Origin of the sequence: Streptomyces hirsutus, assembly GCF_001418415.1 — a bacterium.
Classification (GTDB): domain Bacteria; phylum Actinomycetota; class Actinomycetes; order Streptomycetales; family Streptomycetaceae; genus Streptomyces; species Streptomyces hirsutus.
Window position 1 is genome coordinate 1 of sequence record NZ_LIQT01000090.1, and the last position, 17,104, is coordinate 17,104.

The following is a 17,104-nucleotide window of genomic DNA, read 5'->3' on the forward strand; positions in this document are numbered from 1 at the left end:
CGGTGACCGGCCGGTCACCGCACGTGTGGCGTCGGTACATGGAGCAGGGCACCGCACCGGGCCGCAGCACATCTCACCGTGTCCACCTCCGCACCAGGCCGTATCCCGGCCGTGCCCGGCGCCCTCAGGCCGGACGGACCACGCTGTGGATCGACGACTCGCCGTCGTAGAAGATCGACTCCTCGCGGACGTAGGTACCGGGCTTCGGCGCGTGGATCATCATGCCGTTGCCGATGTAGACGCCCACATGAGTGATGTCGTCGTAGAAGAAGACGAGGTCACCGGGCTGGGCCTGGGACACCGAGACCGTGGTGCCGGCCTCGACCTGGTCGTACGTGGTGCGGGGGAGGGAGACGCCGGCGGCCTTCCACGCGCCCTGGGTCAGGCCCGAGCAGTCGTAGGAGTCGGGGCCGGTGGCACCCCAGACGTAGGGCTTGCCGATCTGCGCGCGGGCGAAGGCGAGCGCCTTCTCGGCCTTGGCCGCGTACGAGGAGTCCGCCGAGGTCGACGGCGTGGTCGACGTGGAGCCGGAGGAACTGGAGGAACCGGAGGAGTCGGAAGTGCCGGAGGGGCCGCTCTCCGCCTGCTGCTGTCGCCGCTCCTCCTCCTCCGCCTGCTGCTGCTCCGCCTGCTGCCGGGCGAGCTCGGCAGCCTTGCGGACGGCCTCTTCCCGCTTCTTCTCCTCGGCCGCCGCGAGCCGCGCCTTCTCCTCGGCGGTCAGCTTCGACATCAGCTCCCGCGCGGTGCTGAGCTTCTTCTGGACCGTGGCCTTGGCGGTCTTCAGGTCGTCCTGCGACTCGGTGAGCGTCGTGAGGCTCTCGGTGGCCTCCTTGCGCTTCTCCATCGTCTCGGACTGCTGGGTGACGTAGTCGTCGACCGCTGCCTTCTGGCGGCCGGTCATCCGGTCCATCAGCTGGTCCCGGTCGAAGAAGTCCTGCGGGGAGTCCGCGAGCAGGAAGGTCGCCGTGTCGGGGACGCCGGCACCGGTCCGGTACTGGGCGGCGGCGAAGAAACCCAGTTCCTCCCGTGCCTCGTTGAGCGTCTGGGTGCGCTTGGCCACGTCGTCGAGGAGGGTGTCGACGCGCTTGCGCTGCTTGGTGGTCTTCTCCTTGACCGCGTTGTACTTCTCGGTCGCCGACTCCGCCTGGCGGTACAGGTCGTCGACCTTCTTCTCCACCTCCTCCAGGCTCGGCCGGTCGTCGTCCGAGGGTGCGGCGTCGGCCGTCTGGGAGAGGAGGGCGACGGAGGTGAGGGCCGCCGTGGCGAGAGCGGGGGTCCGTATGCCGGCCACGCGCGTACCTGGGGTGCGCGACTTGCGGTGCGACGCCAAGGGAGGCGACTCCTTCCAACGTTCCGCCGCCGCGGGGGAGCGGCAGGGGCTCCCGGCCGTCCAGGCTCCAGGGGGATTCGGGAGGGGTGCGAGCGGGTAGGCCGGAAGGGCTGCCCTACGGCCGCCCCGGGGAGGGAGCGGGCCGATTCACCCCGGGTTCCCGGTGGGTCCCCGGCTCCGGCTGCCGCAGCGGCAGCGACGGACTCGGCGGAGGCCGCTCGTCCGGCGAGGTTCGCCGGTGGGGATCGCACGGCCCGCCCGAACCGTAGCCAACTCATGTGCCTCGTGTGAAGGTTGATGGGTGATATGCCCGATACATTTTCGTGACCTTCTTCGTCACGTCACCCAGGGTGAGGGTGTGGTCCTCGAGGGTGGGCGCGCGTCCGGTCACCGGACGCGGGGCGGTGGTGATCGCCGGAATACGGGGATGTTCTCGGGGTGGCCGCGGGTTGTCGGTAAGGCGTCCTAGACTCGGAGGGCGATGAGCAGCCTCTTTGACGACAGCTTCCTGGCGGACCTCCAGGCCCGGCGCGGCCCTGCGGACGAACCTCCGCCGCCACCCGAGGACGATCATGTACCGGAGCAGGTTCCGGACGATCTGTTCGACGGGAAGTTCGACGTGCCACCGGACCGGGACACCCACTACCGCGACGGCGCCCCGCGCCCGGTGCTGGACCCCGCGGCCCTCCTGGAAGGGCTGAACGACAACCAGCGCGCCGCCGTCGCGCACTCCGGCTCCCCCCTGCTCATCGTGGCCGGCGCCGGCTCCGGGAAGACCCGTGTGCTCACGCACCGCATCGCGTACCTGCTTGCCGCGCGGAGCGTCCACCCGGGCCAGATCCTCGCGATCACCTTCACCAACAAGGCCGCCGGCGAGATGAAGGAGCGCGTCGAGCAGCTCGTCGGCCCGCGCGCGGGCGCGATGTGGGTGATGACGTTCCACAGTGCCTGTGTGCGCATCCTGCGCCGCGAGAGCAAGAAGCTCGGCTTCACGTCGTCGTTCTCCATCTACGACGCCGCCGACTCCAAGCGCCTGATGGCCCTGGTCTGCCGCGACCTGGACCTCGACCCGAAGCGCTTCCCGCCCAAGTCCTTCAGCGCCAAGATCAGCAACCTGAAGAACGAGCTGATCGACGAGGAGGACTTCGCCGCACAGGCGGGCGACGGCTTCGAGAAGACCCTCGCCCAGGCCTACGCGCTCTACCAGTCGCGGCTGCGCGAGGCCAACGCGCTCGACTTCGACGACCTGATCATGACCACGGTCAACCTGCTCCGGGCCTTCCCGGACGTCGCCGAGCACTACCGCCGCCGGTTCCGGCACGTCCTCGTGGACGAGTACCAGGACACCAACCACGCCCAGTACGCCCTTGTGCGCGAACTCGTCGGCACCGCCGAGTACTCCGCCGGGCACCCCGCCGACGTACCGCCGGGCGCGGACTGCCTGCCGCCCGCCGAACTGTGCGTGGTGGGCGACGCCGACCAGTCGATCTACGCCTTCCGCGGGGCGACCATCCGCAACATCCTCCAGTTCGAGGAGGACTACCCGAACGCGACGACGATCCTGCTGGAGCAGAACTACCGCTCCACGCAGACGATCCTCAGCGCCGCCAACGCCGTCATCGAACGCAACGAGTCCCGCCGCCCCAAGAACCTGTGGACCAACGCGGGCACCGGCGCGCAGATCACCGGATACGTCGCCGACACCGAGCACGACGAGGCCCAGTTCGTCTCCGACGAGATAGACCGCCTCACGGACGCGGGCAAGGCCAAGGCCGGAGACGTGGCCGTCTTCTACCGCACCAACGCCCAGTCCCGTGTCTTCGAAGAGGTCTTCATCCGGGTGGGCCTGCCCTACAAGGTCGTCGGCGGTGTCCGCTTCTACGAGCGCAAGGAGGTCCGGGACGTCCTGGCCTACCTGCGGGTGCTCGCCAACCCCGAGGACTCGGTGCCGCTGCGCCGCATCCTCAATGTCCCCAAGCGGGGCATCGGCGACCGCGCGGAGGCCATGATCGACGCCCTCTCCCAACGGGAGAAGATCAGTTTCTCCCAGGCTCTGAAGCGCGTCGACGAGGCGTACGGCATGGCCGCGCGCTCCACGAACGCGGTCAAGCGGTTCAACACGCTGATGGAGGACCTCCGTACGATCGTCGAGTCCGGCGCGGGCCCGGCGACCGTCCTGGAGGCGGTCCTGGAACGTACGGGTTACCTCGCCGAGTTGCAGGCGTCCACCGACCCGCAGGACGAGACCCGGATCGAGAACCTCCAGGAACTCGCCGCCGTCGCCCTGGAGTTCGAGCAGGAGCGCGGCGAGGGCGCAGTGACATCAGGGGCTACCGCCCCGGGGGGCACCCTGTCCGACTTCCTGGAGCAGGTCGCCCTGGTCGCCGACTCCGACCAGATCCCCGACGAGGACGAGGACGGTTCCGGCGTCATCACCCTGATGACCCTGCACACCGCCAAGGGCCTGGAGTTCCCGGTCGTCTTCCTGACCGGCATGGAGGACGGCGTCTTCCCGCACATGCGCGCCCTGGGGGAGACCAAGGAACTGGAGGAGGAGCGGCGCCTGGCGTACGTCGGCATCACGCGCGCGCGTGAGCGGCTGTATCTCACCCGGTCCACGCTGCGCAGCGCCTGGGGACAGCCGTCGTACAACCCGCCTTCGCGTTTCCTGGAGGAGATCCCGGCCACCCATCTGGAGTGGAAGCGGACGGGTGCGACCGCGCCCGTGTCCTCCGGACCGGTGTCCGGAGTGGCGGCCTCGCTGTCGTCGTCCCGGTCCCGCTCGTCGGCGTCGGGCGCGTCCGGCTTCGCCACGCGCCGGGCCGCCGAGAAGCCGGTGGTGTCACTGACGGTCGGGGACCGGGTCACGCACGACCAGTTCGGGCTCGGCACCGTCGTCGCGATGAAGGGCACGGGCGGCAACGCCGAGGCGACGATCGACTTCGGGGACACCAAGCCGAAGCGGCTGCTGCTGCGGTACGCGCCGGTCGAGAAGCTCTGACCGGGAGTCCGGCACGCCCGGAGCCCCCGCCGCCACGGAGCGGCGAGGGCTCCGGGCGATGCACGGGGTGAGGCGGGGGCGGGCGTCTGTCCCGGGACGGGACCGACGGCCGGACGGTTCTACGACGGCTCGAGGCCGTGGCTGCGGAACCAAGCCAAGGGGTCGATCGCCGACCCGCCGGCCGGGCGGACCTCGAAGTGGAGGTGCGGGCCGGTCGAGTTGCCCGAGTTGCCCGAGAACGCGATCGGCTGGCCGGCCTTCACCGTCGTGCCGGAGGGGACCTGGTAGCTGGAGAGGTGGCAGTACCAGGTCTCCGTGCCGTCCATCGCCGTCACGATCGCCATGTTGCCGTAGGCGCTGTTGTACTGGGTGCGGACCGTGCCGTCGGTCGCGGCCATCACCGTCGCGCCGTACGAGACGGGGAAGTCGATACCGGTGTGCATGGACATCCAGTTGATGCCGGACTGGCCGTAGTAGGCGCTGAGGCCGTGCTGCGCCACGGGGATCGCGAACTTCGGACGCAGCCGCTCCTGGCGGGCCGCCTCCTCGGCCGCCGCCTTGCGGTCGGCCGCCTGCTGCGCCTTCAGGTCGATGCGTTCCTGGGTGCGGCTGGCCCGGTCGGCGAAGTCGCCCGCCCCGGCGGAAAGGCTCTCGAGCTGGGCGTCGAGCTGGTTGTTGGCCACGGCGGGCTGTACCGGCTGCGTGTCCGCGGCGGCCTTGGTGGTCTCCTGACCGCCGCTTTCTTCCGTGAGGTCGCCGACCGAGGCCGCCGCGATACCGGCGACACCCATGACGCACGCCGAGGGCACGGCCACCGTGAGCAGCGCGGAGCGCTTGGCGGGCGACCGGCGGCGGGAACGGGACCCGCCACGCGACGCCGCGCGCGGCGAGGGAACGGAGACCGGGACCGACTCCTCCTGCTCGTCGAGCAGAGTGGTCATCGCGGGCAGTTCACCGGTGTCGCCCGAGGCGTCCTGAGGGGGCCTGTACGGATCGTCGTGGACGTCCTCGTAGGAGCCCGGCTCGTGCGACTCCTGTCCGTGAGCTTCCTGCCCGTAGGTCTCCTGTCCGTAGGAGTCACGGTCGGAGTCACCGGATTCCTGCGCGGAGGCCTGGGAATCGAAGGTGGAGGAGTCGGGAGCCTGTGGATCGAGGCCTGGGGCGGGATGCTGCTCGAACGTGGCCGTGGCCTGCTGGTCGAAGGGCACGGCCTGGTGTTCGTAGGGGTCCGCGTAGGCGTCCGGGACCGGGGCGACCGCGCTGCCGTCGGAGTTCCACTGCGCGGCGTCATAGGCGCCGGTGTCGAAGGTCTGGGTGCCCCAGTACCACTGCTGGGCCGGATCGGCGGCGTTCTGGGCCTGGTCGGGCCGAAGCCACGTGCCGGAGTCCCACTGGCCGCTCGCATCGGATGCCGCGGCCTGGTGCGGCACCTCCGGTGCCTGCTGTTGCCCGGTGGTCCAGGCGGTCGCGTCATAGCCGCCGGTGTCGTAGCCGACCTGCTGCTGGGCGGCCGCGTACGCGTCGTAGTGCGCGGTGTCGTGGCCTGCGGTGGACCAGGTTCCGGTGGTGTTTCCGGTGGCGTACGCCCCCTGGTCGTGGCCGTTGCCGGGAAGGTCGGCGAAGAGGGGGTCGGCGGAGAAGGCCGTGGTGGCGTGGCCGCCGGTTTCCGGGACCGTGAGGGCGAAGCCGTTGGCGTCGTAGCCGCCGTACATGGTGAAGTCGCCGTACTGGGCTTCCGGGGTGCCGTACGACGCGTAGTGCGCCGATGAGGCGTCGGAAGCCGGGGCCGGGGCCATGGTCCCCGACGGGTGACGGTCGTTCACCAACTTCTCTTTCGCCTCGACAACAGGGGCTGCCAGAGCAGTGCGGCGACTGTACCCGGCGGTATGCGGGCGCGACAATCTTCTGCAGGTTTCACGCGCGCAGGAAACGGGCATTCGGTTGCGTTTTGGCGGCGGTTAGGCACGCTCTTGGTTTTGTGTTCGAAAACTGTTCGAGATTTGTTGGGGCTCACGCCCTCAAGTCGGCCGGGTGGGGCTGTCGTTGTTCGGGTGGGCACGTGATGTCGCCGTGGTTGCCAAGGACGGACGAGTCGGGCGTGTCGGGCGGGAACGAGGGGTGGAGGAAGGTCGCGTCAGGCCGTCCGCGCGCGACCGGTGGTCGGTTCCCCCGGGTGCGCCGTGTCCAGTGCCTGCCGTATGCCGGAGGCCACCGCGGGGTGCACGGGCAGGGCGAGGTGGCCGACGCCGCTCACCTGCACGTTCTGCGCGATGAGGTCCTGGTGCTCGATGCGGGCCGCTTCCAGCGGGTCCATGATGTGGTCGAGGTCGCTCCAGAAGGCGACGAAGTGCGTGCGGCAGCCGGGCGCGGGGCGGGTGAGCTCCTCGATCACGGGTGAACCGGGGCGCATCTGGCGCACGATCGGGTGCGCGTTGGCCAGCGGCGCGACGCGGGTGCCGGAATGCGGGGTGCCCAGCGTCACCAGGGTCCGTACGCGGCTGTCACCGCCCAGGCACTGCACGTAGTACCGCCCGATCAGCCCTCCGAGGCTGTGTCCGACGACATCGACCCGGCTGCTGCCGGTGCGCTCGCACACTTCCTCGATGTGCCGGCCCAGCAGCTCGGCCGCCACGCGGATGTCGCACGTCAGCGGAGAGTAGTTGAGCGACTCGATCCGCTGCCTGCCGTGCTGGGCGAGGCTGCGGCGCAGCAGCAGGAAAACCGAGCGGTTGTCGATGAACCCGTGCAGCAGCACGACCGGGGGCCTGGCCTCCGCCGGCAGCTTCGCGGTGCCCTCCGGCACGGGGGGTTCGGGGATCGTGTCCCGCCGCTCCTGCGCCATGCCGACGGGGTAGAGGAGGGCGTGGCCCGCGAGGATCGCGAGCTCCAGGGCGGTGGCCTTCAACAGGGCGGCGGAGAGAACCGCCGGCCGGTTCGGTGCCAGGCGCCGGCAGAGCGGCAGAAAGGGAAGTGCTGCCTCCGTGACCTTCATGGGCCGACCTCCTGTCGGCACGCGGAGGGACGGCTCTGTCCCCCGTGTGCCCTCATGGGGCCTCGCGGCGAAAACGGTCGCCGCCGCGCGCGGCGGGCGCTCGGTGCGGCCGCGGTGTACGGCGGCCTCGTCGCGAAATCCCTTATGCGCATGGTCCCACTGATGCCCGTGTGGCGCATGGGCGCGATGCTCGGGTCCTGAGGCCCCGGAACGGTGCGCAGTGAACGTGTCCCTCCGTGTGATTTCCCCCTCGGTCCGCACCGTGAAACCGCCGGTTGCGGGATGCTGGCGATAACGTTCGTTCACTTCCCCGGCCGGCTCGGGCGGGGGTGCCCGTACCGCGGTGGCGCGGCCGGCGCAGTGGGCGGCGGAGTGTGCGGTACCCGTGAGGGGTACCGGACGACTGATGTGTGCGGTATGTGTCGGTACGGATGGATGGAGGCGCTTCATGGAGGCAGTGATGGGTGTGGCAGCCGGTCCGATCCGCGTGGTGGTGGCCAAGCCGGGGCTCGACGGCCACGATCGCGGGGCCAAGGTGATCGCGCGCGCCCTGCGCGACGCCGGTATGGAGGTCATCTACACCGGGCTCCACCAAACCCCCGAGCAGGTCGTCGACACCGCGATCCAGGAGGACGCCGACGCGATCGGCCTGTCCATCCTCTCCGGCGCGCACAACACACTCTTCGCGGCGGTGATCGACCTGCTCAAGGAGCGGGACGCGGCGGACATCCTGGTCTTCGGCGGCGGGATCATCCCCGAGGCGGACATCGCACCGCTGAAGGAGAAGGGCGTCGCGGCGATCTTCACTCCGGGAGCGACGACCGCGTCGATCGTGGACTGGGTCCGCGCGACCGTACGGCATCCCGCGGAGGCGTAGGGCCTGCCGTCCGGATCAGGCCGGGCTCGCGGGGCCCGGCACCGCGCCTCGGCGCGTTGCCGTCGGCCCCCGAGGCTCCCGCCCTGTGAGGGGTGCGCGGTCCGGGTCCGGGGTTCGGCGGGTTGTGCCGGGAAGCGTGTCAGGGCTGGGCGGCCGGATTCAGTTCCGCCAGCATCGCGGCGCGCAGGCGCAGCGTGGTGACCAAACGCTGGAACGCCTCCGACCAGTAGCCACCGGCACCCGGTGAGGCGTCCTCCGCCTCGTCCGGTACGGCCAGGAGCGCATCGAGGTGGCCCGCCTCCAGGGGATCGAGGCAACGCTCGGCCAGGCCCATGACACCGCTGAAACTCCAGGGGTAATTCCCCGCGTCCCGTGCGATGTCGAGCGCGTCCACCACGGCCCGCCCGAGCGGCGGCGCCCACGGCACCGCACACACGCCGAGCAGTTGGAACGCGTCCGGCAGTCCGTGTGTCCCGATGAACCCGGCCACCCACTCCGCCCGTTCGGCGGCGGCCAGCGTGCCGAGGAGCTTGGCGCGCTCGGCCAGGGACACCGCTCCCGGGCCACCCGCCTCCGCGGCGGAGGGCTCGCCGAGCAGGGCCTGTGCCCACCCGGCGTCCCGCTGGCGCACCGCCGCGCGGCACCAGGCCGCGTGCAGCTCGCTCCGCCAGTCGTCCCCGACCGGCAGGGCCACGATCTGCTGCGGCGTACGCCCGCCGAGCCGGCGCGACCACGTGTCCAGAGGTGCCGCCTCCACCAACTGCCCCAGCCACCAGGACCGTTCACCCCGTCCTGCGGGAGCCTTGGCCACCACACCGTCCCGCTCCATGCCCGCGTCGCACTCGTGCGGCGCCTCGACCGTGAGAACGGGTGCGTCCCCCGTGTGGTCCACGGCCACGCATGCCCTCGCCCGGACCGCCATACGGTGCGCGAGGGCCGAGCCGGGCAACGCCGAGAGCAACTCGGCGGCCGTCGCCCGCACATTGCGGCTGCGGTCGGCGAGCGACTGCTCCAGGAACGGCTCGTCGTCCGGGCCGAGGCGGGTGCGCAGCGAGTCGAGGAACATCAGCCGGTCCTCGGCCCGCTCCGTCGCCCAGGTCGTCGCGAGCAGTTCGCGTGCGGCGGCGGGCTCGCGGGAGCGCAGCGAGGAGAGCAGGGCGACCCGCTCGGCGAAGAGGCCCTCCTGCCAGAGCCGCAGGATTCTCTCCGTGTCCCCGGGTCCCGGCAGCGACGTGCCACCGCCCGGCGCCGAGCGCAGGGCGAACCGCCAGTCCGGGTTGAGGCGGGCCAGCCACAGGCCTCGCGGTCCCGCGAACCGCAGGACCGCCGGCCGTAGATCCGTACGCCCCCGCGCGGCGTCGAGCAGGGCGGGCAGCGCCGGCGGGGGCGCCGCGAAACCGTGGGCGTTCGCTGCCGCGAGCCACTGGGGCAGCAGCTCCAGCAGGTCCGGGGCCGCGCCCCGGCGGCCACCGCCGGAGGCGCCGGAGCGGTCGGTGAGCAGCATCGTCAGCCGGCGGGCGGCGGCGGGCGGCAGCTCGGGACGTGGGTCCTCGGGCGCCGGCCGCGGGTGCTCGGCCGCCCTGGCAGGGCGCATCCCGGCCCGCCGCCGTAGGGTCGCCACGGCCGCTGCGTCCAGCAGGGCCGCCGGGGCGTTCGCACCGGATGCGGAGCCCGCCGGAGTGCGGCGATCCGTTCCCAGCAGGGCGGTGGTCACGAGGTCCTCCCAGACGTCCGGGAGGGGCGAACCCGATGAACCCGACGAGCCCGACGCGTTCGATACGCCCGAGGCGCCCGCCGGGCCCGCGGTGTGCGAGGCCGGGCCGGAGGGAGCGGTGCCGTGCGGGCCGGACGGTGCCGCGGCGGTGACGGTCCTGTTCATGAGATTCCTTTCCGGCGGGTGTCCGCGAGCGGCCGAGGGGTCTCGCGCACCGGATGTGCGGCGATGCCCGAGGAGCGGCCGGGGAGGGGCCCGGAGAGGCGGCTCAGCACAGCGGCACCACCTCTCCGGGCCCCTCCGGCCAGGCCGCCAGCGGGGTGAACCCCCGGTGACCGCACTCGCCGAAGACCTTGACCGGTGCGCCGCCCGAGAGAGCGACAAGACGCCACAGGCCGGGTCGAGAACGCGCGGCCGGGGTGAGCGGCAGGGCCGCGTCCTCGTCCGCGTCCGCGAGCTGCCAGGAGTCGCCGTCCGGGACCGGTATCACCCGATCCAGGGTCACCGGCACCGAATCCAGCCAGGGATCGTCGCGCAGCGCGTCGCCGTACCGGGCGGTGGCCAGGGTCGCCGTCGTTCCCGGTGGCCGCTCGGCCGTGGAGGCGGGCGGCGCGAACTGCTCGCCCAGCGCCGCCCGGGCCTGCCCCGCGCCCGGATAGGCGGACAGCTCCGCGTCCAGGGCCAGCCCCACCGGCAGCGCCGGTTCGGGGGCACGCCCCGCGGCGCCGTAGGAGAGGAGCAGCGAGGTGCGCCGCGCCTGTGTGCCGTACAGCCAGATCCGGCGGGTCGTCAGACGCGCGTCCGCCGTGTCGTACTGGGCGAGGACCAGCCAGCGGTCGCGCACCGGCGGACCGTCCGCCGAGGCCGGCAGGCCGATGCGGGAGCGGACCGTCGCGGCCAGGCCCTCCGGCAGCCGCTCGCGACGCAGCCAGCCCTGATCGAGGAGGTGGAGCAGCGCGCACTCCTCCAGCAACCTGGACGGCCATCCCGGGCCCGTGCCCGGGACCGCCCCCAACTCGCGCACCCTGGCGGCCAGTCCCTGCGCCTGGGCGTCGACCATCCGGGCCGCCGTCTCCTCCCACAGGCCGTACCCGGACTGCTCCGCCGCGGCCAGCCCGCCACGGAGCAGGTCCGCCAGCCGTTGTTCCAGCTCCGACGCGCCCGCCGTGACCCGCTCGGCGCGCCGCTCCGCCCTGCGCCGGGCCGCCTCCGGATCGGCGGGCCCGGACGAGGGACCCGAGGGAGAGACCGTGGCCTTCTTCCGCTCCGTGCGCCCGCGTCTGCCCTCGATCCACTGACCGGCCCACTCCGGCACCTCCGCCCGCGGCACCGCCCCCTCCTCACCCGCCCAGAGCAGCAGCAGACCGAGCGCGTGCTTGCACGGGAACTTACGACTCGGGCAGCTGCACTTGTACGCGGGCCCGGAGACGTCCGCGAGGTCGACCACCGTCCGGTACGGCTTGCTGCCGCTGCCCTTGCACAGCCCCCACAACGCCCCCTCGCCCGAACTGCCGGCCCCGGACCACGGACCGGCCGCGCCGAGTCTGCTTCCTGCCCTGCGTGACGCGGTGTCGGGCGCCAAGGCCAGCACCTGGTCCGCGGTCCAGCGCACCCCCTGCACAGTCATGACACCGAAGGTAGATCCCGCCACTGACAATCACCCCAGCGATTGCGTTTTCCCAGGTCACAACGATTGTCAGTGGCCTGGTGCAGGGTGGTCGCCAGATCCGAACCGGCTGAGCTGGAGGGGGGACTCCGCCATGACTGTCTCCGTTGAACCGACATCCGTCGACCCGCGTCAGAACGGCTCCGCGGCCGCGGCCGAGGTCCTGCGGGCGCACGCCGAGGACGCCTTCGCCGCCGAACTCGCCGCACTGGCCGTGCAGGACGACCGTCCGCGGCCCGCCCGGTGGAAGTTGTCCCCGTGGGCCGTCGCGACCTACCTGCTCGGCGGCACGCTGGCGGACGGCACCGTGATCACACCCAAGTACGTGGGCCCGCGCCGCATCGTCGAGGTCGCCGTCACCACCCTGGCCACCGATCGTGCGCTGCTCCTGCTCGGCGTGCCCGGCACCGCGAAGACCTGGGTGTCCGAGCACCTCGCCGCCGCGGTCAGCGGCGACTCCACCCTGCTGGTCCAGGGGACCGCCGGCACCCCGGAGGAGGCCATCCGCTACGGCTGGAACTACGCCCGGCTGCTCGCCCACGGGCCCAGCCGCGACGCCCTCGTACCCAGCCCCGTCATGCGGGCGATGGCGGACGGGATGACGGTCCGCGTCGAGGAACTGACCCGTATCCCGGCCGATGTGCAGGACACGCTCATCACGATCCTGTCGGAGAAGACACTGCCGATTCCCGAACTGGGCCAGGAGGTACAGGCGGTCCGCGGCTTCAATCTGATCGCCACCGCCAACGACCGCGACCGCGGGGTCAACGACCTGTCCAGCGCCCTGCGCCGCCGTTTCAACACCGTGGTGCTGCCGTTGCCGGAGACCCCCGAGGCGGAGGTCGACATCGTCTCGCGCCGCGTGGACCAGATCGGCCGCTCCCTCGACCTGCCGGCCGCGCCCGACGGCATCGACGAGATCCGCCGGGTCGTCACCGTCTTCCGCGAGCTGCGCGACGGGGTCACCACCGACGGCCGGACGAAGCTGAAGTCGCCCAGCGGCACGCTGTCCACCGCCGAGGCGATCTCCGTCGTCACCAACGGGCTGGCGCTGGCAGCCCATTTCGGCGACGGCGTGCTGCGGGCCGGGGACATCGCGGCCGGCATGCACGGCGCGGTCGTCCGCGACCCGGCGGCGGACCGCGTCATCTGGCAGGAGTACCTGGAGACCGTCGTCCGCGAGCGCGACGGCTGGACGGACTTCTACCGGGCCTGCCGGGAGGCCGGCGCGTGAACGGCCGGTGGAGGAGGACACGTCGGGAGCCGATGTGCCCGCCCGGTGCGGCTTCGAGGGGGACGGGGACGGCATGGGCGGTATGAGCGACGTGGACCGGCCCGGCGGCGGCCGGGGAACGGGACCGCTGCTGCTCGGGGTGCGCCACCACGGGCCGGGGTCGGCGCGGGCGGTGCGGGCCGCCTTGGAGGAGACCGGGCCGGAAATCGTCCTGATCGAGGGCCCGCCCGAGGCGAACGATCTGATTCCGCTCGCCGCGGACGAGGCCATGCGTCCGCCGGTCGCCCTGCTCGCCCACGCCGTGGACGAGCCCGGCCGCTCGGCGTTCTGGCCGCTCGCCGAGTTCTCCCCCGAGTGGGTCGCGATCCGCTGGGCGCTCGAACACGGCGTCCCGGCCCGCTTCATCGACCTGCCGGCCACCCACAGCCTGGCCTGGGGCAGGGAAGGGGAGACGGACGGGGTGAACAAGGAAGGCACGGCGGACGAGGGCGACGACGGGGAGCGGGCGACCGGCGCCGGGGCGGACGGCGAGGTACGGATCGATCCGCTCGGGGCGCTGGCCGAGGCCGCCGGGTACGACGACGCCGAACGGTGGTGGGAGGACGTCGTCGAGCACCGGGGAGTGGGCGAGGAGAGGGACGACGCGCTCGCACCGTTCACTGCCCTGGAGGAGGCCATGACGGCGCTGCGGGAGGAACACGGGAGCGGGGGACGGGATCCGGCCCCGGATCCTGTCCCGGGTTCTCCCGTGGCGCCGGGACGGGACCTTGTGCGCGAGGCGTACATGCGGCTCCGGATCCGGGAGGCACAGCGCGAGTTCGGGGGCGGCGTGGCCGTCGTCTGCGGTGCCTGGCACGTACCCGCGTTGCGGCGGAGGGTCACCGTCGCCGCCGACCGGGCACTGCTGAAGGGGCTGCCGAAGGTCAAGGCGGACATGACCTGGGTGCCGTGGACGCACCGCAGGCTGTCCCGCTTCAGCGGATACGGCGCGGGCATCGACGCGCCCGGCTGGTACGGGCATCTGTTCGGCGCGGTGGACCGGCCCGTCGAGCGGTGGATGACCAAGGTGGCGGGGCTGCTGCGGGCCGAGGACCGGATCGTGTCCTCCGCCCATGTCATCGAGGCGGTACGGCTGGCGGACACGCTCGCCGCGATGCGCGGCCGGCCCCTGCCCGGACTGGGCGAGACGACCGACGCGGTACGGGCGGTGATGTGCGAGGGCTCCGACGTGCCGCTGGCGCTGGTGCACGACCGGCTGGTCGTCGGCGACGTGCTCGGGGAGGTCCCGGCGGCGGCGCCCGCGGTGCCCCTCCAGCGGGACCTCGCACGGACCCAGCGCAGGCTGCGGCTGAAGCCCGAGGCCGCGGAGCGCGAGCTGGAACTCGACCTGCGCAAGGAGACCGACGGGGAGCGCAGCAGACTGCTGCACCGGCTGCGGCTGCTCGCCGTGAACTGGGGGCAGCCGACGGCCTCGTACGGGAGCACGGGGACCTTCCGGGAGACCTGGCGGCTGCACTGGGAACCGGAACTGTCCGTGCGGGTCGCCGAGGCCGGGATATGGGGGACGACCGTACGTGCCGCCGCGACCGCCAAGGCAGAGGCGGACGCCGTCGCCGCGCAGGGTCTGGCCGACGTCACCGAACTCGCCGAACGCTGTCTCCTGGCCGCACTGCCCGAGGCCCTGCCGACGGTGATGCGGATACTCGCCGACCGCGCGGCCCTCGACTCGGACGTCGGCCATCTCGCCCAAGCCCTGCCGGCCCTGGTCCGCTCGCTGCGCTACGGCGATGTGCGCGGCACCGGCACCGCGGCGCTCGCGGAGGTCGCCGCCGGGCTGGCGGAGCGGATCCTGGTCGGCCTGCCACCGGCGTGTGCCGGACTGGACGCGGACGCGGCCGAGGCGATGCGGCGTCATCTCGACGCGGTGCACGGGGCGGTCGGCCTCCTCGGCGACGTGCCCGCACCGGGCCACGGGGACCTGCGTGCCCGTTGGGCGGCGGTGCTGCGCACGCTGGCGACGCGGGACACCGTGCCCGGGGTGATACGGGGGCGGTCCGTTCGCCTGCTGCTGGACGACGGGGAGCTGGCGCAGAACGAGGCGGCCCGGCAGATGGGGCTGGTGCTGTCGTCACCGGGTACGGCACCGGCGGACGCGGCGGCGTGGATCGAGGGCTTCGTCGGCGGCTCGGGCGGCGGTCTGCTCCTCGTCCACGACGAGCGGCTCCTCGGACTGGTCGACGCATGGCTGACGGGCGTTCCGGCGGAGACGTTCACGGATGTACTGCCCCTGCTGCGGCGGACGTTCTCGGCGTACGAGTCCGGGGTGCGGCGCACGCTGGGTGAGCTGGTCCGGCGCGGACCGGGGGCACCGAACGGCTCGGCGGCCACCGGTTTCGGGGCGCCCGGGTTCGCGCCCGGCCTCGACTCCGGTCGCGCGGACGCGGTCCTGCCCGTGGTGCGGCTGCTGCTCGGTCTGGACGAGGACACCCGGAGCGGTGAGGGCGACGGCGGGGACGCGCGCGCCGGCCTGGTCGGGACAGCGCGATGACCGACGCACGGCAGCAAGGCGCACCACCGCAGAACCCACGCGCACAGGTACAGGACACACGAGCACAGGACGAAGCCCCCGGCACACGGGGCGACGGCACGAAGGACCACGGCACGAGGGGGGATACATGTCGGCTGCGGTGACGGACGCGGAGCAGGAGCGGCTGCGGCGGTGGCGGCTGGTGCTGGGCGGGGGCGCGGCGGACGGCACCGGATGCAGTCTGTCCGGGCAGGACGCCGCCATGGACGGAGCGCTCACCGCGCTCTACGGCAAGGAGGACGGGCCGCAGAAGGGAAGCAGGCCGCAGGCGGGGCAGGAGCGTTCGGCGGGGCTGGGGGCGTCCGCGCCGTCGGTGGCGCGCTGGCTCGGGGACATCCGGACCTACTTCCCGTCCTCCGTCGTCCAGATCATGCAGCGCGACGCCATCGACCGGCTGGGGCTCGCCACTCTCCTCCTGGAACCGGAGATGCTGGAGGCGGTCGAGGCCGACGTCCACCTCGTGGGCACCCTGATGTCGCTCAACAAGGCGATGCCGGAGACGACGAGGGAGACCGCACGGGCCGTCGTCCGCAAGGTCGTCGACGAACTGGAGAAGCGGCTCGCCACCCGTACCCGGGCCACCCTCACCGGGGCCCTCGACCGGAGCGCCCGTGTCGACCGGCCCCGCCACCACGACATCGACTGGAACCGCACCATCGCGGCCAACCTCAAGCACTACCTCCCCGAGTACCGGACGGTCGTGCCCGAGCGGCTCATCGGCTACGGGCGTGCCGCACGGTCGGTGAAGAAGGAGGTCGTCCTCTGCATCGACCAGTCCGGGTCGATGGCGGCATCCGTCGTGTACGCGTCGGTGTTCGGGGCGGTCCTCGCGTCCATGCGGTCGATCGACACGCGGCTCGTCGTGTTCGACACGGCGGTCGTCGACCTCACGGACCAGCTCGACGACCCCGTCGACGTGATCTTCGGGACCCAGCTCGGCGGGGGTACGGACATCAACCGGGCGCTGGCGTACTGCCAGTCGCAGATCACCCGGCCGGCGGAGACGGTGGTCGTACTCGTCAGCGACCTCTACGAAGGGGGCATCCGCGACGAGATGCTCAAGCGGGTCGCGGCGATGAAGGCGTCCGGAGTGCAGTTCGTGACGCTGCTGGCGCTGTCCGACGAGGGGGCGCCCGCCTACGACCGGGAGCACGCGGCCGCACTTGCCGCACTGGGCGCGCCGGCGTTCGCCTGTACGCCCGACCTGTTCCCGGAGGTGATGGCCGCGGCGATCGAGAAACGGCCGCTGCCGGTACCGGACCCCGTGTGAGGAGGCGTGAGGAGGCGTGAGGAACGAGGAGTGAGGAGGGGCGGTACGGCGCCCCCGCGCCGCACACCGGTCAGAGCCCGCTCCCCGCGCCCCCGGGCGGGAACCCGGACGGCACGACGGGCAGCCGCACCGCCGCCGACCACGGCCCCCGCGTCACGGGGACGCCCCATGCGTCACCATGCGCCACCCCCCCGCTTCCTGTTCGTCCCCGTTCCTCCCGCCCGGGCAGACCCGCCACGAGCGGGCCGCGCTCCCTCGGCCGGCCGTGTCCGTCCGGGATCCTTCACGGTGCCGTGGGCCCGCCTGCCGGATCGACCCGGTCCCCTCTGCGCGCGGACACCCGAGCCCTGGATCTTCCCGCAGCCGGATTCCGCCCGTACTACCCGTACGTCCTGCATGTCCTGCACGTCCTGCACGCCCCGCACGTTCCGTG

General features: G+C 72.5%; 10 protein-coding genes. 5 read left to right on the top strand and 5 right to left on the bottom strand.

The annotated features are described in order from the left end of the window. Window positions 1-124: 124 nt before the first annotated feature. Window positions 125-1,330 carry a C40 family peptidase gene (locus AOK11_RS07915; RefSeq protein ID WP_055592929.1) on the bottom strand — a complete coding sequence of 402 codons (1,206 nt, stop codon included), beginning with the start codon at window positions 1,328-1,330 and terminating at the stop codon, window positions 125-127. A 481-nt stretch (window positions 1,331-1,811) separates the two neighbouring features. Here AOK11_RS07915 and pcrA point away from each other — a divergent pair, with 481 nt between their 5' ends. Further along, on the top strand, window positions 1,812-4,331 hold the full coding sequence (gene pcrA, locus AOK11_RS07920; protein ID WP_055592930.1) for a DNA helicase PcrA: 2,520 nt from the start codon (window positions 1,812-1,814) through the stop codon (window positions 4,329-4,331). Between the two features lie 119 nt (window positions 4,332-4,450). Here pcrA and AOK11_RS07925 read toward each other — a convergent pair whose 3' ends face one another. Further along, complete coding sequence (locus AOK11_RS07925) at window positions 4,451-6,268, bottom strand: M23 family metallopeptidase (RefSeq protein WP_079034701.1); 1,818 nt, start codon at window positions 6,266-6,268, stop codon at window positions 4,451-4,453. A gap of 197 nt (window positions 6,269-6,465) precedes the next feature. After that, complete coding sequence (locus AOK11_RS07930; protein ID WP_055592932.1) at window positions 6,466-7,323, bottom strand: esterase/lipase family protein; 858 nt, start codon at window positions 7,321-7,323, stop codon at window positions 6,466-6,468. A 460-nt stretch (window positions 7,324-7,783) separates the two neighbouring features. Here AOK11_RS07930 and AOK11_RS07935 point away from each other — a divergent pair, with 460 nt between their 5' ends. After that, the gene (locus tag AOK11_RS07935) at window positions 7,784-8,200 is read left to right on the top strand and encodes a coenzyme B12-dependent isobutyryl CoA mutase small subunit (protein ID WP_055592933.1); all 417 of its coding nucleotides are present in this window, start codon (window positions 7,784-7,786) and stop codon (window positions 8,198-8,200) included. Between the two features lie 139 nt (window positions 8,201-8,339). Here AOK11_RS07935 and AOK11_RS07940 read toward each other — a convergent pair whose 3' ends face one another. Both AOK11_RS07940 and AOK11_RS07945 read right to left on the bottom strand, forming a co-directional pair. Continuing rightward, entirely contained in the window at window positions 8,340-10,079 is a 1,740-nt protein-coding gene (locus AOK11_RS07940) for a DUF5691 domain-containing protein (RefSeq protein ID WP_240497256.1), read from the bottom strand. A gap of 103 nt (window positions 10,080-10,182) precedes the next feature. Next, entirely contained in the window at window positions 10,183-11,541 is a 1,359-nt protein-coding gene (locus AOK11_RS07945) for an SWIM zinc finger family protein (protein ID WP_055592934.1), read from the bottom strand. A 133-nt stretch (window positions 11,542-11,674) separates the two neighbouring features. Here AOK11_RS07945 and AOK11_RS07950 point away from each other — a divergent pair, with 133 nt between their 5' ends. From AOK11_RS07950 to AOK11_RS07960, 3 genes are all read left to right on the top strand, one after another. Next, the gene (locus AOK11_RS07950) at window positions 11,675-12,814 is read left to right on the top strand and encodes an ATP-binding protein (RefSeq protein WP_055592935.1); all 1,140 of its coding nucleotides are present in this window, start codon (window positions 11,675-11,677) and stop codon (window positions 12,812-12,814) included. Between the two features lie 82 nt (window positions 12,815-12,896). Next, window positions 12,897-15,362, top strand: coding sequence for a DUF5682 family protein (locus AOK11_RS07955; RefSeq protein ID WP_055592938.1), 2,466 nt, complete (start codon window positions 12,897-12,899; stop codon window positions 15,360-15,362). 127 nt (window positions 15,363-15,489) lie between these two features. Then, a complete protein-coding gene (locus AOK11_RS07960) occupies window positions 15,490-16,671 on the top strand; it encodes a VWA domain-containing protein (protein ID WP_055592936.1) in 1,182 nt (393 codons plus the stop codon). Window positions 16,672-17,104: the final 433 nt, after the last annotated feature.